The sequence below is a fragment of the Elusimicrobiaceae bacterium genome (genome assembly GCA_028700325.1).
In the GTDB taxonomy this organism is placed as follows: domain Bacteria; phylum Elusimicrobiota; class Elusimicrobia; order Elusimicrobiales; family Elusimicrobiaceae; genus JAQVSV01.
On the sequence record JAQVSV010000019.1, the window covers coordinates 1 to 22,219 of the forward strand.

Consider the following 22,219-nt stretch of genomic DNA (forward strand, 5'->3'; position numbering starts at 1 on the left):
GCGGCGTCCCGGCAACTTCCCCCGGCCGGCAAGCCGGCGGACAAGCCGGCCCCGGCGAAGAAATAGGATGACCGGATCCGAACGCCGGGACCAGATCCTGCGGATCGCGCGCAGAGTCATGGAAATCGAGGGACAGGCTGTTTTGAGTCTTTCAAAACGGCTGGATGAGTCGTTTGTAAAAGCGGCGGAACTGATTCTGGAGTGTCACGGCAGGGCTGCGGTCATCGGCATCGGCAAAAGCGGGCTGATCGCGCGCAAAATTGCCGCCACGCTGGCCTCCACCGGCACGCCTGCCGTGTTCGTGCACCCGGTCGAGTGCCTGCACGGCGATCTGGGCATGCTGGCGAAAGGCGATGTGATTATCGTGCTGTCGTATTCGGGCGAGACCTCGGAGGTTGTGGAACTGGTGCCCGCGCTGAAGGAACTGGGCCTGAAAACCATAGCCGTCACCGGCAACCGCGCTTCCTCGCTCGCCCGCCTGGCGGACATCGCAATTGCAGCCACGGTGAAACGGGAAGCCTGCCCCATCAATTCCGCGCCGACCGCGTCAACAACCGCCATGCTGGCTGTCGGCGACGCGCTGGCGATAACCCTGATGAAGCTTAAAAACTTCGGGAAAACCGATTTTGCGCGCCTGCATCCCGGCGGCTCGCTGGGCAGGATTCTGACCCTGAAAGTGGCCGATCTAATAAAAAACGGCCTTCCAAACCCCGTGATCCGCGACAATGAAACCGTGCGCGCCGCGCTTCTGGTCATGACACAGGCCCGCACCGGCGCGGTAATGGCGGTGGACGCAAAAGGCAGGCTGTCGGGCTTTTTTACCGACGGCGATCTGCGCCGCTGGCTCCAGAAAGAACAGGATTTGCTGGAAAAACCGCTGAATGCGGTCATGACTCACAACCCGGTTACAGTGACACCCGCCACCATGGCCGCCGACGCGGCGGAGATACTGCGCTCAAAAGGCGACAACATACCGGTGGTGGACGGCAGATGCCGGCCGCTCGCGCTTCTGGACGAGCGGGACGTGCTGGCAGTCATCCCGATGAAAGATAATGATGCGTAAACTGCTTTTTATTGCGCCGGTTCTGCTGTGCGCGGGCTGCATGGACACGTCCGGCGGCAGCTCGTCCGGCACGCTGACGCAGGAGATACGGGGCCTTAAAATGTATGAGTTCCGGTCTGGCCGGACCGAATGGATGGTTACCGCGAAACGGGCGCTGCTTGATGACGCGACCGAATCGGCGGAACTGCTGTCGCCCGAAGTGGAAATCCGCAAGAACGGCAAACTGTCGGCGCACATCAAATCAGACAAAGGCAGTATGGATATCGCAAAAAAGATAGTCACGCTGCTGGAAAACGTCAACGGCGTTTCCGAAAAGGAAAAAGTGTCGCTGAAAACCAGCCGGCTGGATTTCGACATCCCCGGCGACCGGATCTGGACAGACAGTCCCATCACCCTTGTTCAGAGCGGCGTGAAAATCCGGGGGCAGGGCTTTTCCGCCCGATCGGATCTAGCGGAAATAGAAATCAAGAAACAGGAAACCAGCCTGCCTGAAGGCATCAACCCGGCGGATATCGCAAAAAAATGAATAAGCTCCCGCGTTTTAAAACCATGCTGTGCCTGTCTGTCGTGATGGCGGGTCAGTGCTTTTTATGCGCGGCGGGCGAACCGGCCGGCAGAAAAAAGACGCCTCCGGGAATCGAAAAACCGAGCTTCCCGCCGGTTCTGGGCGGGGTTGTGAAAAGCGACTACTGGAAAATGTACCGGACAAAAGGCGTGGAAGTCTTTAAAGGCAGCGTAAGCTACACCAACCCGGATTACCGGTTGAAAGCCGATTACGCGGAAGTGGACCGGGCCAGCGGGCTGGTTCGCGCCAGCGGCGGCGTAAACGGCGAGCGGTTCTGGCCCAACGGCAACACCTCGCTGGCGAAAGCCGCCCGGACACTGTACAGCATGCGCGACGAAAAGGCGCAGCTGTGGCCCGCCGCAGGGGAGAAGGTTTCGCTCACCCATAACGACGTGAAAAAAGGAACGCTTAAAACGTTTTCCGACACCGTGATTTTCAACGGCAAAACCCAAACTTTTCTGCTGACAGGCGACGCCGAGATTGAAGGCAACGGCATCACCACGCTGAGCAAAAACGCGCTGTACGACTACTCCAGCGACACCTTCGAGCTGTACGGCAACCCGGTAATATGGGGCAGCTACAAAACCTACGATTTCGCCATAACCGGATCCAGCGCGTCGGCCAGCAATTTCTACGAAAACATAAAATTCGAAGGCGACATAAGCGGCTGGCTGCGCACGTCCACCGAGGTATACAGAGAATATGGAACTACGGTCAGAGAACATTGAAAAAGTTTACCGCCACCGCCGCGTGGTGAAAGGCGTAAGCATCCGCGTAAATTCCGGCGAGATTGTGGGCCTGCTCGGCCCCAACGGCGCGGGCAAGACAACCAGTTTTTACATGATGGTCGGTTTTGTAAAACCGGACGGGGGCAAAATCCTCATTGACGGCAAAGACGTGACCGCGCTGCCCATGCACGAACGCGCGCGGCTGGGGCTTGGGTATCTGGCGCAGGAGCCGACTATTTTCAGGGGCCTGAGCGTGGAGGAGAATCTGCTGGCGGTGCTGGAACGCATTTTAAAATCGCGCTATGAGCAGCTGCGAAAAGTGAAAACCCTGCTCGACGAGTTCGGGCTGTGGGGCCTTCGCAAGCAGAAAGCGTGGACGCTTTCAGGCGGCGAGAAACGCCGGCTGGAAGTGGCGCGCGCGATGATCAACGAACCAAAAATAATCCTGCTTGACGAGCCGTTTGTCGGCATTGACCCGATTACCGTAAGCGACCTGCGCAAAACCCTTTTCAAACTGCGCGACAAAGGCATCGGCGTGCTGATAACCGACCATAACGTGCGCGAAACGCTGACCCTTACCGAGCGGGCCTACATGATCCACGACGGCACCATCCTCATTGACGGCAAGCAGGACGATCTCCTGAACAACGAACAGGCCCGCAAGCTGTACCTTGGCGAAGACTTTAAAATGTAATTGCCAACTCTTTCGTTGCATTGCACGCAGGGCTATTGGCGCCCTGCTTAAAGCACTAGTACAGTTTGAGGATTGCAGCCGCATAAAAATTTCCGAAAAACCTGTTTGTGCGCATGGAATCCGAAAGCGCGGAAAAAAATCCGATTATGCCTTAACCCCCATTTTCGCATCATCTATCCGGCGTCACCGCGCGGGTTCGTTTGTTGTGCTAGAATATCAGTATGCGTTTGCCACACGTTCTGCGCGCGCTCAAACACCGCAACTACAGAATTTTCATGGGCGGACAGGCCGTTTCGCTCACCGGCACCTGGATGCAGCAGCTGGCGCTGAGCTGGCTGATTTACCGCATGACGGGTTCGGCATTCCTGCTGGGCGCGGTCGGGTTCATAGGGCAGCTGCCCACGTTCATACTCGCGCCGATAGCCGGCGTCATGGCCGACCGCTACGACAAGCGCAAAATCCTCCTGCAAGTGCAGACGGTCGCCATGCTCCACGCGTTCCTGCTGGCCGCGCTGGTGTTAAGCGGCACGATACAGGTGTGGCACATTATGTGTCTGGGCATGGTGCTGGGGCTGGTAAACGCGTTTGATATGCCGGTACGCCAGGCTTACGTTGTGGAAATGCTGGGCGGCAAGCAGGATTTGAGCAACGCGATCGCGCTGAACTCGTCAATAGTGAATGTGACGCGCATCATCGGGCCGGCGCTGGCGGGCGTTATTGTGGCGAAATTCGGCGAAGGTCTGTGTTTTCTTTTTAACGGAATAAGCTTTATCGCGGTCTTATGGTCGCTAAGAGCGCTTGACACCGTGCCGCCGGAGCGGAAACACGCGACAAAGAAAGTCCTGTCGGAACTGCGGGAGGGTCTGCGTTACCTGACCGCCACGCCGCCGCTCCTGCATATAATCCTGCTGCTGGGCGCAATAAGCCTGTTCGGCATGTCGTTTCAGGTACTGCTGCCGGTTTATGTGAAAGAAGTGCTTGGCACCGGCCCGCGCACGCTGGGCCTGCTGATGGGCGCGATGGGCGCGGGTTCGCTTGTCGCGGCGGCGGGTTTCGCGGCGCAAAAAAGCACCGCAAACTTCATGGCGCTTATTCCCGGCGCGGCGGCGGTGTTCGGCACAAGTCTGGCGGCTATAGCGGTGGCGGGTTCCTGCCACTCGGCGCTTCTGATAATACCGATAACGGGCATGGCCATGATGACGCAGATTGCCGCCAGCAACACCACCCTGCAGACAATCTCGCAGGATCACATGCGCGGGCGCGTGATGGCGTTTTACAGCATGTCGTTTCTGGGGCTTGCGCCGTTCGGCAGCCTTTATGCGGGCACGATGGCGCAGAAAATAGGCGTGAAATACACGCTGCTGATTGGCGGACTGATCTGTCTGGCGGCGGGCAGGATTTTCAAAAACCGGATAAACGCGCTTGAAAAAGCGGGCCGGCTCTCGCCGCTGCCGGAAAAACTCCCGCCGGGTAACAAACTGGCGGAGTACCCGCCGGAAGACCCGCAGGAACCCGCGCTCTAGCCCCGCTTTGCGCCCAGTGAAGTATGCCGGTAATACAGATAGAACCCGATCACAGCCCACAGGATTTCCCGCAGATGACGCACTATCGCGAACGAAAAACCCAGCGCAGGCTTCATGCCGAGCACCGCGAAAATAGCGGTTTTAGTGGCTTCCTGCGTGCCGGCCTTGCCGGGCACGGCAAAGAAAATACCGTCCATAAACACTGAAAGCAGTTCTATAAGCATCGCGGTTTCCGGGCTGACCGGAACACCCAGAAACAGACAGATCATATACGCTTCCACCGCGCCCCATAAATAAGCGAGCAGGAAAAAGAAGGTGGAAACGGCGAACCGGCCCGGATACTCGCGCACGAACACGGCAATTTCACGATCCACGCTTTTAAGATGTTCCCAGACGGTTTTTTTACGCTCCGGTTCCGCCTCCGTCTGCGGTTCTTTCTTTTTCATGGCCCCGCCGCGGATTTCCATAACCACTATCAGGCCTATAATGCCCGCCAGAAGCCAGCCGCCGCCTTTTATCATGCCGCTCAGGCCCTGCATGTCCAGCCCCCGGCGCAAAGCCCACACAATCCCCGCCAGCGACGTAATGACCATAGCCAGCGCCTGCGTGATTTTAGCGAGCGCAACGGATGACAACCGCTCCGACAGCGCGTGTTCCCCCCCCAGCATGATCGCGCGCGACCATTCGCCCGCCAGCGTGGCCGACGGAGTGAGATAATTCACTCCGTCGCCCGCAACGCGAATTTTTAACATGGTGGAAAATTTCACCCGGCGATCCATCTCCGGCGTGAATGAAAATTTCCAGCCTAGCGTGTTTAGCAGAAACGCGACTATTTCCTGAAAGAAAACCAGCGCAAAACCCGCACCGACAGCACTTATCGAAGCGCGCACCAGCCCGAAATCCATCTGCCGCAAAATAACCGCCAGCATCACCGCGCCGGCGGCCAGCAGTACAATTTCAAATTTACGCATAAAAACGCTCCGTACACCAAGAGGAAAAAACGCTGCCGGTTCGGAAAACCCGTCTTCCATACTATATTAAATCATGGGAAAGCGTGTCACCCTGTCAGCGCCGTTACTCCGGTTATGGAGATTGTTTTACGCTGACGGCAACCCTATATTCGCCTGGTGTGAACTGCCCGTAAAACAGAGTGGCCGGCTCTTGCCTTGCGCCTGCAGGGGCGCTCACGCCAGCGGAATCGCGGTTCATAAAGGAGGAACGTTACCGGACGGCAATGGCCCCGTCTGAAATAATCCGCTGCAATACTGATGCGCTTGCGGCAGTCAGCGGACGTTCCGAACAGCCGCCCGCATAAACCGCTTCCGTTAAACCTGCAGCAGCGTTTCGCTTTTTGCCGCACGGAAAATTTGCCGTCAGGCCGGGGCCGGCAATATAAGACAGAGCTGTAAATGACGCCGGGGATCTGGTATACTAATGCTGATGACCGGCAAATGCTTCTTCCGCCTGCTACTGCTCGCTTCATTAAGCGCGCCGGCAGCGTTTTGCGCGGCTAAAAGCCCCGTCCAGGCGGATAATTTTGACGGCATCAGCTGGCATACGCTGTCGTCGAGCCACTATGACGTGTATTATGAGGCGAATTGGCCGCCGTCCGGCATTGTGCTGGATCTGGAGCGGATCTATTCCAAACTGCGGATGAACCTTTCGTCCTTCGCGGCGTTCCGCGACAACGACAAGATAAAAGTCTATATCTACAAGTCAAAAAAATCTTTTCTCTCGTCGGACCGCAATCCCCCGGCCTGGGCGCAGGCGCTGGCGATTTACGGCGGCGCGGAACGCACGATACTGATTTACGACATGAAAGACCCCGCCAAACTGCGCAACACCATAGCGCACGAATCCACCCACATCATTCTGCATCACTATTTCGAGAAAAACAAGCGCCAGCTGCCTATTCCCGACTGGTTCAACGAAGGCATGGCCACTTTGGTGGAGGACAGCGTGTCCGACGGCGAAGCCTGGTCAAGCAGTCTGGAGTATTTCAAAGCCTCCAAATTCATGCCGCCCGACCAGATGCTTTATTCCAAAGCCGGAACCGACACTTCCAGCGAAGCCGCCTCGCTGTGGTATATGGAAGCGTTCTCGATGGTGAAATTTCTCAACCAGCCGGACAAGAAGTTCCAGTTCGCCGAGCTCGCCGCCGCGCTGCGCGAGCAAACACCGGTCGAAACCGCGCTGCGCACCAGCTACCGCTACCGCAACATGGCTGAATTCGAAGAAGCCTGGCACGAATGGATAAACGCTTTCAAAAAGAAAAACGCGGCCGGCGGCAACACTTTCAGTTCGTCCGAATTCAAGCCTTTCCGCACCGATTTCGACGGGTTCTCGCAGAACTCGAAACCCGCATTCCATGCCCCGGGCGGAAACTGACGGATTACCGGAACAGGCAATAGTCGCTGTTCAAGCCGCAGGCGCTGCGCAGCGCAGCGAAACCCGCGTCATAATTCCTGGCTTCCAGCAGCACAAGCCCTTTGCGGTACAGCAGGTCAGGCCCGGCGGAGCCCGCCGCCATACTGCCGTCCAGCACAGCCACCGAGTTGCCGTACAGCTTCCTGCGCTTATAAAGAAAAGCCAGTCCTTCCGCCGCGCTCACATCGTCCGGCATTCTGTTAAGCGCGCCGCGAAAATATTTTTCCGCTTTGGCATAATGGCCCGAAAGCAGGTAAGCCTGCCCTGTAAGGATCACAGTGTCAAACCGCGCGGCGCGGCTGCCCAGACTGCCGCGCGAATCCAGCAAAACCCGCAAAGCCTGCTCCGTTTTGCCATCATTGATCTGCTCGGCGGCGTAACTGTTGCAGTTATCGCGGAACGGATACTGGCCGCACAAAGAAGCCAGATATTTGCTTTCATTGAAAAACACATCCCCGGCCGACCCGAACGCCATAGCGGAATAAATTAAAAATACAGCCAGCATGCCCGCGCAAACCGGCCTGACCACGCGCGACAGGCCGCGCTGCAGGAACAAGTCGCGCAGCCACAAAAAAACCGGCAGGGCAACCGCCGCGGCAACTCCGTAATAGGAGAACACTTCTATCTCCGGGTTCGGCCCGCAGGTCCAGCCGGTTGCGTAAGACACCAGAAAGGCAAGCGGAACGAGCAGAAGCGGACGCTGCGCCCTGTCCTTGCAAACTCCGGCCGTCACCGCCGCCAGCGCAGCAAGCGCCGTTAAAACGCCTGCGACCCGCGCTATAACGGACACTGACGGGAACAGAAGCGTTGACACGGGCGGCCACAATGCCGCCGGCAGCGACAGGGCAAACCCGCCCATCAGCCGTTTGAGAAACTCAAAAAAACCGATAACATCCAGTGAATACACCAGCCGCGCAGCCTGCAAAAGCGCCAGCGCCGCCGCCCAGACGCCGATATAGCGCAGCCCGGTCCGCAAATCCATGCCTGATCCGCCTTTACTGCCGCCCTCAATAGCCGGCAGCAGCGGGAAAAGCACAAACACCATAACGCCAGCCGAAGAACAGAGCAACGCCGCCGCGCCGCAAAAAAGCAATACGCCTTTATAACGCGCCCGGGCATAAATCAGCGCGCCCGCCAAAGCAATAAACACAGCCAGTTCAACACCCAGATTAAGCGGCTGCAGCGCCGCGACCGTATTCACCGGCGAAAACGCGAACACCGCCGCGGCCGCCAGCCCCAGCCGTGCACCGAACCCGAACAGCCCGCGCGCCACAGCGTAAAACGCCAGCACATTCGCGGCATGAACAGCAAGCAGCAGTGAACGGATGCTTAAAAGAGAGGACTCCGAATGGGTTTTCACGAAAGTCAGCAGCAGCGCCGGCACAAAACCGCCCTCCCGGACCAGCGAGCCGAATTCGTTCGGAACCGCGCGCAGAATTTTCGCGCCAAGCCCGGTAAACCCCACAACCAGCCCGTCACGGCACAGCAGAAAAACCGCGGAAAACAAAAGCGCGTAAAACAGCCCGGGTATCCGTTCTGCCGAGAGGGCCAGCTCGTCCAGCCTTTTAAGCAACTTTTTCATCGGCGAAAATTTCCTTTAAATACTGCCCGGTATAGGACCGCTTCACCCCGGCCACTTCGCGCGGCGTGCCGGTTGCCACTATAAAACCGCCCTTGTCGCCGCCTTCCGGGCCCATATCAATAATATGGTCGGCGGTTTTGATCACGTCAAGATTATGCTCGATGATAAGCACGGTGTTGCCCGCGTCCGCCAGCCGGTGCAGAACGCCAAGCAGCTTGTCAATGTCGGCGAAATGCAGGCCGGTGGTCGGCTCGTCCAGAATATACAGCGTGCGGCCCGTGGCGCGGCGGCTCAGCTCGGTGGCCAGTTTCACGCGCTGGGCCTCGCCGCCGGACAGCGTAGTCGCGCTCTGGCCCAGTTTTATGTAACCCAGCCCCACATCCTCAAGCGTTTTAAGCACGCCCGCGATCCTGGGAAGCGGACTCATGATTTCCAGCGCGCGGCTGACGCTCATTTCCAGCACGTCGGAAATGCTGTGGCCTTTATACTTCACGCTCAGCGTGTCTTCGTTAAACCGCCTCCCGCCGCATTCCTCGCATTTTACATAAATATCCGGCAGAAACTGCATCTGGATTTTTATGATGCCGTCGCCCTGGCACTTTTCGCACCGGCCGCCTTTGACATTGAACGAAAACCGGCCCGCCTCAAACCCCCGGCGGCGCGCCTCCGGCAGTTTGGCGAACAGCTGGCGGATTTCGGTGAAAACGCCGGTATAGGTGGCCGGATTCGACCGGGGAGTCCGCCCGATCGGCGACTGATCAACGATAATCACCTTGTTGATTTTGTCCATCCCGGATATAGTGTCATGCTTGCCGGCAATATCCTTGGCGCCGTTAAGCTCGCGAGCGAGCGCTTTGTACAAAATCTCATGCACAAGCGTGCTTTTGCCGGAGCCGGACACGCCGGTCACGCACACCAGCTTGCCGAGCGGAATTTCCACGTCTATGTTTTTCAGATTGAACTGCCGGGCGCCGCGTATCCTGAGCGCGCGCCCGTGTCCCGGCCTGACGAAAGCCGGAACGGGTATTTTACAGGCGCCGTTCAGATAGGCGGCCGTAAGCGATTTTTTGCTTTTAAGAATTTTCTCAAGCGAACCTTCGGCGATGATTTCGCCGCCGTATTCGCCGGCGCCCGGCCCGAGATCAACTATGTGATCGGCCTCGCGGATGGTTTCCTCGTCATGCTCCACGATCACGAGAGTGTTGCCGCTGTCGCGCAGGGTTTTAAGGGTGTCCAGCAAACGGCGGTTGTCGCGAGAGTGAAGCCCTATGGTCGGCTCATCAAGCACATACAGCACGCCCGTAAGCCCGGAGCCGATCTGGGTGGCCAGATGGATGCGCTGCGCCTCGCCGCCGGACAGGCTTTCCGACCTGCGGTCCAGTGTCAGATAGTTAAGCCCCACGTTGGCCAGAAAACCGATCCGCGCGTTTATTTCCTTGAGAATCTGGCGCGCGATCAGCAGTTCCCTGTCATCCAGCCTGAGCGTTTTGAAAAACCCCAGACAGTCGTCAACCGACAGCGCGGTCACTTCGGCGATATTTTTTCCCCCGACCAGAACCGACAGGGCTTCCGGCTTCAGCCGCGCTCCGCCGCAGACGGCGCAGGTGGTTTCGCGCATGAACCGGCTGAAAATTTCCTCGCGCACGAACTCCGACTCCGTTTCCTCGTACCGCCGGCGCAGATTGCCTATGACCCCCTCGAAGTTCTTATCCTTGCTGGCCCATGACACCCGGTACTGCCCCCCGCCGTAAAGGATGATGCCGCGTTCGGTTTTCGACAGCTTGTTCCACGGCACGTCGGTCGGGATATGTTCGCGCTCGCAGACATCCTTCAAAATCTCCATATAGTAAGAGGACCACGACGAAGTCCAGCGGTGGGTTCTGGTGGTTACCGGGCTGGCCCAGGCGGCGAGCGCGCCTTCGTCAATGGAAAGGCCCGGATCGGGGATCACAAGATCTTCCGCCGCTTCCATCTTTACGCCCAGCCCGGTGCAGGCCGGGCACGCTCCGTGCGGCGAATTAAACGAAAACAGGCGCGGTTCCAGTTCCGGGAAGCTTATGCCGCAATGCGCGCAGGCGCTGCTTTCGCTGTAAGTGGCCGAGGCGGCCTTTTTGCCGCCGGCGCGCGCTTCAATCATGACCAGCCCGCCGCAATGGCGGACAGCCGCCTCCACGGAATCGGCGAGACGTTCCCGGTCGGCGGGTTCTACCGCCAGGTCGTCAACAAGAAGCTCAATGTCATGTTTTTTGTAGCGCGCCAGAACGGGCGGCGAGGCAAGCTCGCAGATAACGCCGTCAACTCGCGCTTTTATGAAACCCGCCTTCCTGTATTTCGAAAAAACCTCTTCATAAGACCCTTTGCGTCCGCGTATGACCGGCGCGAAAATATAAACGGCGCGGCCGGCAAACCGCGCAAGGATATCCTGCACAATGCCCTGCGCCGACCACGTTTCTATGGCGCGGCCGCATTTCGGGCATTGCGGGCGGCCCGCCCGCGCGAAAAGCAGGCGGAAATAATCGTAAATTTCCGTAACCGTGGCGACGGTGGACCGCGGATTGCGGGAAGGGTTGCGCTGCTCTATGGAAATCGCGGGCGACAGCCCCTCGATATGATCCACATCCGGCTTTTCCATCAGCCCCAGAAACTGCCGCGCATAAGCCGACAGGCTTTCGACATACCGGCGCTGGCCCTCGGCATAAATGGTATCGAACGCCAGACTGCTCTTGCCTGAGCCCGACAGCCCGGTAATGACCGTCATCCTGTCACGCGGAATGCTCAGCGAGATGTTTTTGAGATTATGCTGGCGTGCTCCACGAATTATGATGTTGTCCATAGCCATTGTCGCCTTTCATAACATTTGTATAATATGATTCTAGCAATTTAGCCGAGGCGCCGCATGAACACAAAAAAGCTTGTTCCCGTCGTTCTGAGCATTCTGGCGACTTTCACGGTCGTGGCGTATCTCGTATGCGACGGATACAATGATTTCGTCAAAGTGCTCGCGGACGTGCGCCCGAAGTACCTGCTGTGGGCCATGCTGGCCTCGGCGGGCACTTATGTGTTCGTGGGGCTGTCGCTGTGGGAAGTGCTGCGGCTGCTGGGCTACCGCATCCAGCTGGGCGCGGTGATAAGCATAGCCTTTGTGTCCACCACGATAAACTATGTGGTTTCCTCGATGGGAGTCAGCGGGTTCGCGCTCCGGGCGCACCTGCTCCGGAAACGCGGCGTGCCGTTCGCGCAGAGCGTCACCACCAGCGTGGTGATAAGCGTGCTGATGTATTTCATTCTGGCGGTCATCATCATGATGGGCACGGTGCTGCTGCTGATCAAATCGGGCGGATCCAAACATGAAATGGTGGAGGGTGTGGCGGGCGCGCTCATGCTGCTGGGAATATGCTTCGGGTTCGCAAAAGCGTTTTTCGACCATGAGTTCCGCTATAAATGGATCCGCGCGCTCTGGCACGGGCTGAACCATATAATATATTTCTTCTCCGGCCCGCTCATACCGAAGGAAAGTTTCATTTCCTTTGAAACCCAGCTGGAGGAGGGTATCCTGATGATACACTCCAAAAAATCAAAGTTCACCGTCGCGATCCTCTGCATCTGCGGCGACTGGGTTTTTTCGATACTGGTGCTTTACATGGGGTTTCTGGCGGTCGGAATAAAAATGCCGGTCGGCAGTCTGGTGGCGGGTTTCGCGCTCGGAATGGTGACCACGCTTATTCCGGTGCTGCCGAGCGGGCTGGGCGCGATGGAACTGACGATGTCGGCCATTTACGCCAATATGGGAATAGACTGGAACGAGGCGTTTGTGGCCTGCCTTATTTTCCGCGTGGCGTATTATGTGGTGCCGTCGTTTTTAAGCATTTTCATTTACTGGGGGCTGAAACTCTCGGAGCCGCTTGATCTGGCCGAAGAAAAAGAAGCGGAGCTAAACATCATCAAAGGAGCAGCCAAATGATTTACGAACTGGCGGGCGTAAAACCCGACATCTCGGAAAAGGCGTACATACATGAAACCTCCGTCATAATAGGGCGGGTTAAAATAGCCGAATCGGCTTCCGTATGGCCGTGCGCCGCTCTGCGCGGCGACGTGGCCGGCATCACCATAGGCAAAGGCTCCAGCGTGCAGGATAACTGCACCGTCCATGTGGATCTTGATGCCGACACCGCCATAGGAGAATACGTTACCGTCGGGCACGGCGCGGTGGTGCACGGCTCGAAAATCGGTGACCGCTGCCTTATCGGCATGGGCGCGGTGGTGATGGAAAGCGAAATCGGGGAGGATTGTCTTATCGCGGCCGGGGCAGTCATCACGCCCGGCAACCGGATTCCGCCCCGCAGTCTGGTGCGCGGGGTGCCCGGCAAGGTCATGCGCGAACTGCGGCCGGACGAATTGACCGGACTGGTGCGCGCCGCGCAGGCGTATCTGAAACTGGGCGCGGAATTTACCGGCTCCTGCAAAAGGATAGACTGAATTATGACTGACTCTCGCAAAAAAATCGTTCTGATTGAAGACTCCAAGGAACTGGCGGTCGCGCTGGCAGGCGTACTGCGGCTTAAGGGCCATGAAGTGCTGCTCGCCAAAGACGGAATAACCGGCGTTGAAACTGTCCGCCGGGAAAAACCGGATCTTGTCCTGCTGGACCTGATGCTGCCCAAGCTGAGCGGCTATGAAGTCTGCCGCCAGCTGAAAACCGATAACGCCACATGGAAAATACCCGTGGTGATCATGTCCACCCTTTCCAAGCCGGAACAGGTGGACCGCGCCAAACAGGCCGGGGCCGATCATTTCATCGCAAAGCCCTACGACCTCGACAGCATAATTGACGAGATTCTGAAATTTCTATAGTGAACGGGCCTTACCGCATTTATGCCGCGCTGATTTCTTCGCTCGGGCCGCAAGGCTGGTGGCCGGTAACGCCCGCCGGCAAATTCAGGCCGGAATATAAACGCCGCGGATTTTATCTCAAAACCGAGCGCGAACGTTTCGAAGTGGCGGCAGGAGCGATACTTACCCAGAACACCACCTGGAAAAACGCTGAGAAGGCCATTATAAACCTCAATCTGGCGGGCGGCGCGACAGCGGAACTGATTCTTGCCGCTCCGCCTGAAAAACTCAGGGAACTGATACGGCCGTCCGGCTACTACACGCAGAAGGAAAAGAAACTCCGTATTTTCGCCGAACACGTCGTGCGGCGGCACGGCGGACGGGTCGGGGAATGGCTCGGAGGGCCGTTTGACGCGGTGCGCGCGGAACTGCTTGCGCTGTGGGGAATAGGGCCGGAAACGGCGGATTCCATCCTGCTCTACGCCGGAGAGCGCGTTACTTTCGTGGTGGATGCCTATACCCTGCGCCTCGCCCGGAGAATGGGCTGGCTGAGAAACGCCGATTATGACCTGGCAAAACGGTTTTTCGAAAACTCGCTGCCGCGGGAACTGAAAATCTTCAACGAGTTCCACGCTTTGACAGTAGCGCTGGGAAAAGATTTTTGCAGGCCAAAACCGCACTGCGCCGATTGTCCGCTTACGCAAATGTGCGCGAAACTTGCAGAGGAGTGAGCCGTTATGGAAAACATGGAAGCATTGCAGGCGTTTATAGACGATGGCAAGCCGTCGCTCGCGTATGAAATCCTGTCAAAACTCAAAACACACAGCGCCGCAACCGCCCGCATGACAGCGGATGCACTGCGGATGCTGGGCCGCTTCGACGAAGCCATCAAATGGTACCGGCAGGCAGGCCTTACGGAAAAAGATCCCGAAAACAAAGCCTGGCTGCTGCTGGGACTGGCCGCCTGCCTGCGCACGCTCGGCAGCGGAAAACGGGCTTACAAGGCCGCGGTCAAAGCCGGCGAAGCCGCGCGCGACCTTGAAATAGACGAACTGCTGGTCGCGGCCGAGCTTGAAGCCGCGCTCGCGCTGCGGGCGCAGGGCGAATTCGAGCAGTCGCTTTCCGGGCTGAAAGACGTTTTCAACACCTATCTGGCAAACAGCGATTATCAGGGTATGGGCTATGTGCACTGGGCCATCGGCGGGGTTTACCGGCTGCAGGGGCGGCTCGACCTGGCGGTGCATGAATTCAGCCGCGCAATCACTCTGGCGAAAAAAACCGGCGACGAAACCGCGCTGGGCTACGCCTATTTCGGACTGGCGGGCGCTTCGCGCATCGCGGGCAATATAGCCGACTCTGAAAAGTTCTACCGCCTGGCGGACACTATTTTTAAAGATTCGGACGACACTTTCGCCCGCGCCTACGTTAACTGCGGGCTAGCCAACGCGCTGCGCCAGAAAGGCGTGTACGATGAAGCCTTCACCCGCTACACCGAAGCCGACCGGCTGTATTCCTCGATCAACGACGAGCCGGATCTCGGCTTTGTCAAATGGGGGCTGGGCAGCATTCTGCTTAAACGGGGCGAACTGAAAAAAGCGTTCGAACAGTTCAAACTGGCCGAAAAACTGTTTTCAAAATATGACGAGAAACGAGGCCAGCTGCTCACCCAGTTTTCACTCGCTTGCGCCGATTACCTGCTCGGCAACCGCCGGCAGGCCGCGACCCGGTTTGACCGGGCCTATAAAACCGCGCAGAAAGAAGGCCTGTATACATATCTGGAGTCTTTCACTTAAAGAGGGAGGGTCGGATGAAAATACCGAAACTGGCGGGGTTATCGGCCATACTGCTGCTATGCGGCTGCTTCAGCGAAGTGCGGGTGCAGGGCACGCCGGAAGAAATAGCCGCGCGAACGGCCGCGCTCATTGACAAAGGCGACACCGACTCGGCTGTGCTGGAGCTTAATTATCTCCTGCGGCGGGATCCGGACTATGTGCCCGCCTACTGCCTGCGCGCCAACGCCTACGCAAAAGCCCAGCAGTTTCCGCAGGCGATTGAAGATTACACCAAAGTCATAGAACTGAGCTCCACAACCGACTGCGGGAACTACGGTTCGGTGTTTTATGACCGCGGGTACTCCTATTTCATATCCGGGAAACCGCTGAGCGCCGCCAAGGATTTCATACAGGAAGTCAAACGCAACCCGCAAAACGGGGCGGCTTACGGGCTCATGGCGCGCGCACTGCGCGATGAGTGCTTCTTCGCCAAAGATGCCGGCATGCCGAACTGGATCCGTTACTGCGCCCGCGCCATAGACAGTTTTGATAAAGCTTACGCTGTTTCCGGCGGCTCCCAGCCGTTCTTTGACAAAGCGGTGGTGTATAACCAGATGGGCTATTACAAAAACGCCATGTCGGAGCTTGGCAAACTGCACGCCGCGCCGGGCAAGGATATCAGGCCCGCCGATATTTGCTACGAAACCGCGCTCGCGCTGTACGGGCTGCAGGATTACCAGAACTCCGTCGAACAGTTTACCCGCGCAATTGCCCTTGACACCGACAACTTTGAATATTATTTCAGGCGCGGGCTGGCGTTTTCCGCGCTGGAAGATTACAAATCCGCGATACTTGATTTCAACACCGCGCTTTCCTATCGCGGCGGCTTCACCGCTGCGCTGCGCGCACGAGCCGACGCCGCGCAGCGGCAGGAATATGCTTTAGACCAAATTCAAGGCGGCGCCACCGGCTCCGGCCTGAAATGATTGCAACAATTTGCTCGCGGATTTTAAACGGGCGCGCACGGGAACTGACCTTCCCCCCCCGTTTGCCAGACAATAAGGCCGGGCAATCGGCGCTCCGCCCGTGCATCAATAACGGAAAGCCGATGTACAGCCCGGCATTCACTTTGGGTTTATGGATTATCTGACAGTTTGAGAACTGGAATATGCCGGGCACGCAACGGCTTGACCATGTTCGCGCAAACCCCGGACAAGATTTAACGTCACTGCCTAAAAATACCGGAGCCGCAGGCATCGGCTCCGCCAAAAACCATTGCCGGGCCGAATTTTAGAGGCAAGCGATTCTGACGTCAGTCCCGTGTTTCCAGAGAGAACTCAAGCTGGCGGCATTTAAGAACAGCGCCGGGATTTTGCGGCGCGGCATTCGTGTCAAGCGAGCCTTCGACGGCACAACCCGGCACCTCGGCAACCTTGTAACCCAGTTTCCACTCGTTATACGGATAGGAAGGATAAAGATCATGCCCTGCGCTGTCAACCAACAAGCAGCTGATATCATGGCCCGCCGCATTTATGGCCAGTGGATCGGGATCTTTAACGCTGATACCTTCTTTGGCCGCAGAACAAATGCCGTTTCTGATATCCGCCGGCAAAGCGGACAGATCGCCGTCCGCCGTAACATATGCCTTGATTTTTTCGGAAGCTTTTTTCAGCACGAACGCGGCCTCTTCCCTGCCGGCGTTTTTTTTGTCGGCGGTGAAACTGGAAATAATCACCGAAAAAATCGCCGTAACCGCCGTGGCGATGATGATGAGCCCGACAAGCCCCTCCACAAGGCTGAGACCGTTTTGATTAAGAAACTTTCCTTTGCACATTTTCATCACGGATTGTTACTGGCATGCAGGCATATCTTCCGACCCGGTGGCGACACATTGCCCGGACGTGGTAATGCGATACGTCCACGCCGCATAATCGCCGGAAATGCGCTTGGCGCAGGCATAATAACCGGCCGCGCAGCAAGGACTGCCGGCCGCGGTGCCGTTACAGACATAGAAATAATATTTCTTGCTGTAACTCATATTTATCAGGTATCCTTTGGCGACAAGATGGCCGGCGGTCATAACCGAACTTACGCCGTCGCCTGACGCTGCTTCCAGATTGGGCGCGACCATGCTGTTGTTTTTTACGGTAAGCCGGTCCATAACGGTCATACGCACAGCTGACGCGATAGCTTGCGAAGAAACCTGGGCATCCTGCGCGGCGGCGTTTTCAAGAGTTTTGCTGTACTGCGGTATGGCAATCGCCGCCAGAATACCCATCAGAAGCAGAACCACCAGAATTTCAACCAGCGTAAATCCTCTGTTTTTCATGATTCGCACCTTTTTTCTATTTCCCGCTGATTTGCGACAGCTGGAAAATAGGCATAAACACCGACATCACGATTACCGCGATTATACCGCCGATACCCACGATCAGGATAGGGTCAATCATCGAGGAGAACCGGGCGATGAACTGATTAATCTGCTCGCTGTAAAATCCCGACAGCGTTTTGATGATATCCGGCAGTTTGCCGGACTCTTCGCCCATCCACATCATTTCGGTGACCAGGCTTGGGAAAATACCCGTGTTTTTGAAAGCGACAGAAATTGATTTGCCGGAAGCCACTTCGTTTTTCACGTCCCGCAGGGCTTTCTGGACAATCAGATTCTTGTTGAAAGATCCTTCCAGCACGGTAATGGTATTAAGAATGCTCACGCCGCTCTGGATAAGCGTACCCATTGTTGTGAGCAGCCGCTCGTATATTACATTGCTGACGAACTTGCCGAAAACCGGCATGGACATCGTTGTTCTGTTCCAGCTCATCAGACCGGCTTCGGTCGAAATCCAGAATTTAAAACCCACCACAATCCCTATTAACGCAAGAAGCAGCATGGCGAGATTATTCACCACCATGTCCGACATGGCAACCACCACCGCGGTTACCGCCGGCAGTTTCAGATTGAAATCGCGGAAAATACCGGCGAAAACAGGCACGATATAAACCACGAAATAAGCCAATACGCCCAGCGACATTACCAGCAGCACCGAGGGATACGCGATTGCCGTGATGATTTTTCCTTTCAGCCCTTCCTGCTTTTGTGTGTAATCCGCTATCTGGCGCAGCGCGAGCGGCAGCTGTCCGCCCATTTCGCCGGCCTGAACGAGCGAAACCCAGATGGTATCGAATGTTTTCGGATGCTTTTCCAGCGCCTTGTAAAGCGCGCCGCCGGCAGAAACTTCCTTGGAAACTTCGCCGAGCACGGCGGATAAATTCCGGTCGGAATTATGCTCGCCCAGCAGGGAAAGCGCGCGCACCAGCGGAACGCCGCCTGCCAGCAGGGTGGCAAGCTGCTCGCTGAAAAACGCCAGAGTCTGCCCGTTCACTTTTCCGCCGGCGCCGGCCTTTTTGAAGCCGCCCATGCTCTTTTCGGCTTCCAGCTGGATAGACAGAATAAAATACCCCTTATTCTGCAATGTCAAAATTGCCTGATCCTCGTCACCCGCTTCAAGCACGCCTGTAGACGCGGTTCCCTGCGCATCCTGCACAGTATATACATATTTCGGCATTTAGCCTCCCGTTTTCCTTGAAAGTCCCATCCCTATAATAGCAAATACCCGCCGGCAAAAGCCGGGGAACCTGCCCATACGGCCTTCGGTTAACCCTCGCTTACTGTAGCCGACAGCACTTCATCCACAGTTGTAACGCCCTGCACCACTTTCCGCCAGCCGCTGGCGCGCAGATTCCATGCGCCCGTCTTGGCGCCGGCAACGCGCAAATCCGCCAGATCCTGCGTTTTATAGATGATCTGGCGCATTTCCTCGTTTATCAGATACACCTCATAAATGCCGCGCCGGCCCTTATAACCCGTGCGGGAACATTTATCGCATCCGCGGGCCTGATAAAACACCCACTTGGATGTGTCCACCTGGCCTTTGAAATTGCATTCCCGCAGCAGCTGGTCCACTATCGCCTGCTCCGGCTTGTAGGGCTGTTTGCAGCTGGGGCATAACATTCGTATCAACCGCTGCGAAGCCACCAATGCCAGACTGCTCGACAACAGAAACGGTTCCATTCCCATATCAATCAGACGCGGCACCGCGCCAAGCGCCTCGTTTGTATGCAAAGTCGAAAGCACCAGATGGCCTGTAAGCGCTGCGCGCAGACAGGATTCCGCCGTTTCCTGATCGCGCACCTCGCCGACCAGAATTACATCGGGGTCCTGCCGCAGGAACGAGCGCAAACCCGCCGCAAACGTAAGCCCGATCTGCGGCTTCACCTGCACCTGACTGATGCCCTGCAGTTTATATTCCACAGGATCTTCCAGCGTCATGAAATTCATTTCCGGGGTTTTTATGGTGTTAAGGATCGCATTCAGCGTGGTGGTTTTACCGGAGCCGGTGGGACCGGTCAGAAAAATCAGGCCGTGCGGATAAGCGGCGGCTTTTAAAAAATCTTCGCGCTGACGCGGCTCAAAACCCAGCTTTTCAATATTAAGCTCGACGCTGCCCTTGTCGAGCACGCGCAAAACCAGTTTTTCACCGAACACCGTCGGGCAAACCGATACGCGGACTTCAATGGTCCGGTTCTGGTATTTGATGGCGAAATTGCCGTCCTGCGGCAACCGCCGCTCGGCGATATCCAGTTTCGAAAGAATTTTTATGCGGGAAATCAGTGCCGCCACCAGCTCCTTGGGCGGCGGCGTGCGTTCGAAAAGCACTCCGTCTATGCGGAACCGCAGACTTACGCGTTCATCAAAAATTTCCAGATGGATATCGCTTGTCCGCTCGGATATGGCCTGCTTGAGAATGGCGTTAACCACGCGGATTGACTGCGCGCCTTTCGTGTCGCCCACGATGACCTTGTCCAGATCGAGCTTGCCGTCCACGGCAGAAAGATCTTCCCCGACGCCATCGCCGCTGTCCTGGGTAATCATTGCCGCTTCAATCAGGTCGGTGGCCTGATAGAAACTGTCAATCGTATTCAGGATTTGCGCCTTTGTGGAAATAAACGGCTGTATTTCCATGTTGCTCATCAGACGCAGGTTGTCCACTATAAGCACATCGGTCGGATCCATCATCGCAACAGCCAGACTGCCGCTTTCCTTAAAAAGCGGCACCAGCAGATGTTCGCGGGCGTATTTTTCAGGTATTATCTTTTCCAGTTCCTGCCCTTTTTCCGGCGCAAGAATTTTGTTGCCGGTTGAAGCAAACGGTATGCCGAGCTGCTTTGACAGCGCCTGCGCCACCTGCTCATCCGTGGCGAATGCAAGTTTTACAAACGCTTCTCCGATCAGACAATTATGCTGTGTCTGAAATTTAAGCGCTTTCTGAATCTTATCCTCATCCAGAACGCCATCTTCGATCAGTATTTCGCCAAGCCGTTTATGTGCCATAGTAGTAGTAACTCAGAAACCGCGCAATTCTAGTCCACCAGAATAGTGGGCGTAATTATGATAACAAGATCAGTATTTGACCGCGTGTGGCTTACGCTGGTGAAAAGCCAGCCGAGAATGGGTATATAACCCAGCAGCGGCACTTTTCTTACGGTTTTATTATCGCTTGAAGACAACAGACCGCCGATAACCACCGCCTGCCCGTTTTTAACGCGCACCAGCGTGGAGGCGCCGCGGCTGACCGGGTCATAACTGACACTCTCGGAACTGGATATGGCCGACGCTTTGACATCGGAATAAGACGGCTGCACCATCAGCGTAATATAGCCCTCTTTGTTGACCTGCGGCGTCACGGTCAGTTTAAGGCCCGTGTTGGCGCGTTCGATTGATGAGGTGGATGTTCCGCCGCCGGCATCCGACACCGACTGGCTGGTCCCGACCGCCTGTTCGCGGCTGTTGGTGATAATCGCCGTCTTATTATTGAGAGTCACGATTTTGGTGTTGCCAAGATACCGCGCCTCGGCTCTGGACACCAGCGCCCGCAAGGTCACCTGAAGCTGGGCAAGCGACAGATAGCCCGGCGTGCTGATAGACCCGTTAACGGAAGATTCTGACGGAAACATTTTCCAGTCGCCGTTGTTGATCGAACGCTCGCCAAGAGGAAAATCCGTATCGCGAACCGGCCCCGTATAAGTGGCCAGCTCGCCGGTGTTGCCGCCCCAGTCAATGCCCAGTTCATTCACCCGGTCGGTGTTGATTTCAATTATTTTGGCCTCGATAAGCACCTGCGGAGCCTTGCGGTCCAGCTCGGCTATAATCTGTTCCACCTGAGGAAAAACTTCCGCTATATCCGTCACGATGAGGCTGTTGGTCCTCGGCTCGATGGCCAGCTGTCCGCGCGTTGAAAGCACCGTGCGCAGCACATTGAGAATGGCGATACCGCTGTCCGCTCCACCCGCCATAGCGCCGCTGTTGCCGCTGCCGGATGAACCGGACATTCCACCCATTCCACCCATCATTCCGCCGGATGAAGGCGCGATTGATGCCGTGATGGAGCTGAGCTCGGAACTGTTGCTTCCTATCGAGATAAGCGAAATATAGTTGAGCGTGTAAATTTTCGTAACAAGATTGGGCGCCTCCACCGAACGCTTGGCGATTACATAAGTGTTGCTGGTGCCGATGCGCTGATAGGTCAGGCCGCGCACCTGAAGCAGAATTTCAAGCGCTTCGCGTACGGAAACTTTATTAAGGATCGCCGTCACCGTCTTCGCCTGCAAGCCTTCGGTCACGATAAAGTTCACCCGGGCCTGCGAGGATATGATTTCAAGAAAAGCGCTTAACGGCATTTCCTTGGCGCGAACCGTAACCTTCGCGTCAAGCGGATTGTGCAGTTCCTTCTTTTCATACAAGGGATCGTCAACCTTGGAACCGGAAATCTCTATCGGAGTGCCGGGCGTGGTGTTTTTCGGCATTGAAAAAGTATCATCCCCGCCGCCTACCGCGCCGCTTGAACCGCCCTGCAAATCCTGCTGGAATTGCGGGTCCAGATCATTATTCGCCGCATAGACAACAGGCGTCAGCAATACCTGCTGCAGCGTCAAGACAATCGCCAGCAGTAATCTACAATTAAACATACGCAACCC

The 22,219-nt window shown here is 56.6% G+C and carries 20 protein-coding genes; 12 read left to right on the plus strand and 8 right to left on the minus strand.

Annotation, left to right across the window (positions count from 1 at the left end; all coding sequences use genetic code 11):
* The first annotated feature begins 67 nt into the window (after positions 1-67).
* From PHW69_04110 to PHW69_04130, 5 genes are all read left to right on the plus strand, one after another.
* On the plus strand, positions 68-1,063 hold the full coding sequence (locus PHW69_04110) for a KpsF/GutQ family sugar-phosphate isomerase (protein MDD4004370.1): 996 nt from the start codon (positions 68-70) through the stop codon (positions 1,061-1,063).
* Positions 1,056-1,589 (plus strand): LPS export ABC transporter periplasmic protein LptC, encoded by a 534-nt coding sequence (gene lptC / locus PHW69_04115; GenBank protein ID MDD4004371.1) that lies wholly within the window; start codon positions 1,056-1,058, stop codon positions 1,587-1,589. The genes PHW69_04110 and lptC overlap by 8 nt, the downstream gene beginning before the upstream one ends.
* The gene (locus PHW69_04120; GenBank protein MDD4004372.1) at positions 1,586-2,356 is read left to right on the plus strand and encodes an LptA/OstA family protein; all 771 of its coding nucleotides are present in this window, start codon (positions 1,586-1,588) and stop codon (positions 2,354-2,356) included. Before lptC ends, PHW69_04120 begins: the two co-directional genes overlap by 4 nt.
* Complete coding sequence (lptB, locus tag PHW69_04125) at positions 2,331-3,050, plus strand: LPS export ABC transporter ATP-binding protein (GenBank protein ID MDD4004373.1); 720 nt, start codon at positions 2,331-2,333, stop codon at positions 3,048-3,050. Before PHW69_04120 ends, lptB begins: the two co-directional genes overlap by 26 nt.
* Positions 3,051-3,271: 221 nt before the next feature.
* Entirely contained in the window at positions 3,272-4,573 is a 1,302-nt protein-coding gene (locus PHW69_04130) for an MFS transporter (GenBank protein MDD4004374.1), read from the plus strand.
* On the opposite strand, the gene PHW69_04135 is transcribed toward PHW69_04130, so the two are convergent.
* Positions 4,570-5,544: a lysylphosphatidylglycerol synthase transmembrane domain-containing protein gene (locus PHW69_04135; protein ID MDD4004375.1), complete on the minus strand. Its 975-nt coding sequence runs from the start codon at positions 5,542-5,544 to the stop codon at positions 4,570-4,572. The two genes, PHW69_04130 and PHW69_04135, sit on opposite strands and share 4 nt — an antisense overlap.
* 469 nt (positions 5,545-6,013) lie before the next feature.
* Between PHW69_04135 and PHW69_04140 the strand changes: the two genes are divergently transcribed.
* Complete coding sequence (locus PHW69_04140) at positions 6,014-6,961, plus strand: hypothetical protein (protein ID MDD4004376.1); 948 nt, start codon at positions 6,014-6,016, stop codon at positions 6,959-6,961.
* 4 nt (positions 6,962-6,965) lie between these two features.
* On the opposite strand, the gene PHW69_04145 is transcribed toward PHW69_04140, so the two are convergent.
* On the minus strand, positions 6,966-8,582 hold the full coding sequence (locus PHW69_04145; protein MDD4004377.1) for a hypothetical protein: 1,617 nt from the start codon (positions 8,580-8,582) through the stop codon (positions 6,966-6,968).
* Positions 8,566-11,415: an excinuclease ABC subunit UvrA gene (gene uvrA, locus PHW69_04150; protein MDD4004378.1), complete on the minus strand. Its 2,850-nt coding sequence runs from the start codon at positions 11,413-11,415 to the stop codon at positions 8,566-8,568. The genes PHW69_04145 and uvrA overlap by 17 nt, the downstream gene beginning before the upstream one ends.
* A 63-nt stretch (positions 11,416-11,478) precedes the next feature.
* On the opposite strand from uvrA, the gene PHW69_04155 reads away from it, so the two are divergent.
* From PHW69_04155 to PHW69_04180, 6 genes are read left to right on the plus strand one after another with little or no spacing between them, the layout of a single operon-like run.
* On the plus strand, positions 11,479-12,543 hold the full coding sequence (locus tag PHW69_04155) for a lysylphosphatidylglycerol synthase transmembrane domain-containing protein (protein MDD4004379.1): 1,065 nt from the start codon (positions 11,479-11,481) through the stop codon (positions 12,541-12,543).
* Positions 12,540-13,058 (plus strand): gamma carbonic anhydrase family protein, encoded by a 519-nt coding sequence (locus PHW69_04160; protein MDD4004380.1) that lies wholly within the window; start codon positions 12,540-12,542, stop codon positions 13,056-13,058. Before PHW69_04155 ends, PHW69_04160 begins: the two co-directional genes overlap by 4 nt.
* A 3-nt stretch (positions 13,059-13,061) precedes the next feature.
* Complete coding sequence (locus tag PHW69_04165; protein ID MDD4004381.1) at positions 13,062-13,433, plus strand: response regulator; 372 nt, start codon at positions 13,062-13,064, stop codon at positions 13,431-13,433.
* Positions 13,433-14,143, plus strand: coding sequence for a hypothetical protein (locus PHW69_04170; GenBank protein ID MDD4004382.1), 711 nt, complete (start codon positions 13,433-13,435; stop codon positions 14,141-14,143). The genes PHW69_04165 and PHW69_04170 overlap by 1 nt, the downstream gene beginning before the upstream one ends.
* A gap of 6 nt (positions 14,144-14,149) precedes the next feature.
* Positions 14,150-15,205, plus strand: coding sequence for a tetratricopeptide repeat protein (locus PHW69_04175; GenBank protein ID MDD4004383.1), 1,056 nt, complete (start codon positions 14,150-14,152; stop codon positions 15,203-15,205).
* A gap of 14 nt (positions 15,206-15,219) precedes the next feature.
* The gene (locus PHW69_04180; protein ID MDD4004384.1) at positions 15,220-16,170 is read left to right on the plus strand and encodes a tetratricopeptide repeat protein; all 951 of its coding nucleotides are present in this window, start codon (positions 15,220-15,222) and stop codon (positions 16,168-16,170) included.
* Between the two features lie 326 nt (positions 16,171-16,496).
* On the opposite strand, the gene PHW69_04185 is transcribed toward PHW69_04180, so the two are convergent.
* The 5 genes from PHW69_04185 to PHW69_04205 form a co-directional block, all read right to left on the minus strand.
* A complete protein-coding gene (locus tag PHW69_04185) occupies positions 16,497-17,018 on the minus strand; it encodes a hypothetical protein (GenBank protein MDD4004385.1) in 522 nt (173 codons plus the stop codon).
* A gap of 15 nt (positions 17,019-17,033) precedes the next feature.
* The gene (locus PHW69_04190) at positions 17,034-17,513 is read right to left on the minus strand and encodes a prepilin-type N-terminal cleavage/methylation domain-containing protein (protein ID MDD4004386.1); all 480 of its coding nucleotides are present in this window, start codon (positions 17,511-17,513) and stop codon (positions 17,034-17,036) included.
* 16 nt (positions 17,514-17,529) lie between these two features.
* Positions 17,530-18,750 carry a type II secretion system F family protein gene (locus tag PHW69_04195; protein ID MDD4004387.1) on the minus strand — a complete coding sequence of 407 codons (1,221 nt, stop codon included), beginning with the start codon at positions 18,748-18,750 and terminating at the stop codon, positions 17,530-17,532.
* Positions 18,751-18,839: 89 nt separating this feature from the next.
* Complete coding sequence (locus PHW69_04200; GenBank protein ID MDD4004388.1) at positions 18,840-20,576, minus strand: ATPase, T2SS/T4P/T4SS family; 1,737 nt, start codon at positions 20,574-20,576, stop codon at positions 18,840-18,842.
* A 29-nt stretch (positions 20,577-20,605) separates the two neighbouring features.
* Positions 20,606-22,210, minus strand: a complete 1,605-nt coding sequence (locus PHW69_04205) for a secretin N-terminal domain-containing protein (protein MDD4004389.1) — start codon at positions 22,208-22,210, stop codon at positions 20,606-20,608.
* Positions 22,211-22,219 lie beyond the last annotated feature (9 nt).

Coding starts and splice junctions, on each gene's coding strand:
- uvrA (MDD4004378.1), bottom strand. CDS start 11,415: ATGGACAACATCATAATTCGTGGAGCACGCCAGCATAATCTCAAAAAC.
- PHW69_04195 (MDD4004387.1), bottom strand. CDS start 18,750: ATGCCGAAATATGTATATACTGTGCAGGATGCGCAGGGAACCGCGTCT.
- PHW69_04190 (MDD4004386.1), bottom strand. CDS start 17,513: ATGAAAAACAGAGGATTTACGCTGGTTGAAATTCTGGTGGTTCTGCTT.
- lptB (MDD4004373.1), top strand. CDS start 2,331: ATGGAACTACGGTCAGAGAACATTGAAAAAGTTTACCGCCACCGCCGC.
- PHW69_04110 (MDD4004370.1), top strand. CDS start 68: ATGACCGGATCCGAACGCCGGGACCAGATCCTGCGGATCGCGCGCAGA.
- PHW69_04200 (MDD4004388.1), bottom strand. CDS start 20,576: ATGGCACATAAACGGCTTGGCGAAATACTGATCGAAGATGGCGTTCTG.
- PHW69_04185 (MDD4004385.1), bottom strand. CDS start 17,018: ATGTGCAAAGGAAAGTTTCTTAATCAAAACGGTCTCAGCCTTGTGGAG.
- PHW69_04180 (MDD4004384.1), top strand. CDS start 15,220: ATGAAAATACCGAAACTGGCGGGGTTATCGGCCATACTGCTGCTATGC.
- PHW69_04135 (MDD4004375.1), bottom strand. CDS start 5,544: ATGCGTAAATTTGAAATTGTACTGCTGGCCGCCGGCGCGGTGATGCTG.
- PHW69_04205 (MDD4004389.1), bottom strand. CDS start 22,210: ATGTTTAATTGTAGATTACTGCTGGCGATTGTCTTGACGCTGCAGCAG.
- PHW69_04165 (MDD4004381.1), top strand. CDS start 13,062: ATGACTGACTCTCGCAAAAAAATCGTTCTGATTGAAGACTCCAAGGAA.
- PHW69_04130 (MDD4004374.1), top strand. CDS start 3,272: ATGCGTTTGCCACACGTTCTGCGCGCGCTCAAACACCGCAACTACAGA.
- lptC (MDD4004371.1), top strand. CDS start 1,056: ATGCGTAAACTGCTTTTTATTGCGCCGGTTCTGCTGTGCGCGGGCTGC.
- PHW69_04145 (MDD4004377.1), bottom strand. CDS start 8,582: ATGAAAAAGTTGCTTAAAAGGCTGGACGAGCTGGCCCTCTCGGCAGAA.
- PHW69_04140 (MDD4004376.1), top strand. CDS start 6,014: ATGACCGGCAAATGCTTCTTCCGCCTGCTACTGCTCGCTTCATTAAGC.
- PHW69_04175 (MDD4004383.1), top strand. CDS start 14,150: ATGGAAAACATGGAAGCATTGCAGGCGTTTATAGACGATGGCAAGCCG.
- PHW69_04155 (MDD4004379.1), top strand. CDS start 11,479: ATGAACACAAAAAAGCTTGTTCCCGTCGTTCTGAGCATTCTGGCGACT.
- PHW69_04120 (MDD4004372.1), top strand. CDS start 1,586: ATGAATAAGCTCCCGCGTTTTAAAACCATGCTGTGCCTGTCTGTCGTG.
- PHW69_04160 (MDD4004380.1), top strand. CDS start 12,540: ATGATTTACGAACTGGCGGGCGTAAAACCCGACATCTCGGAAAAGGCG.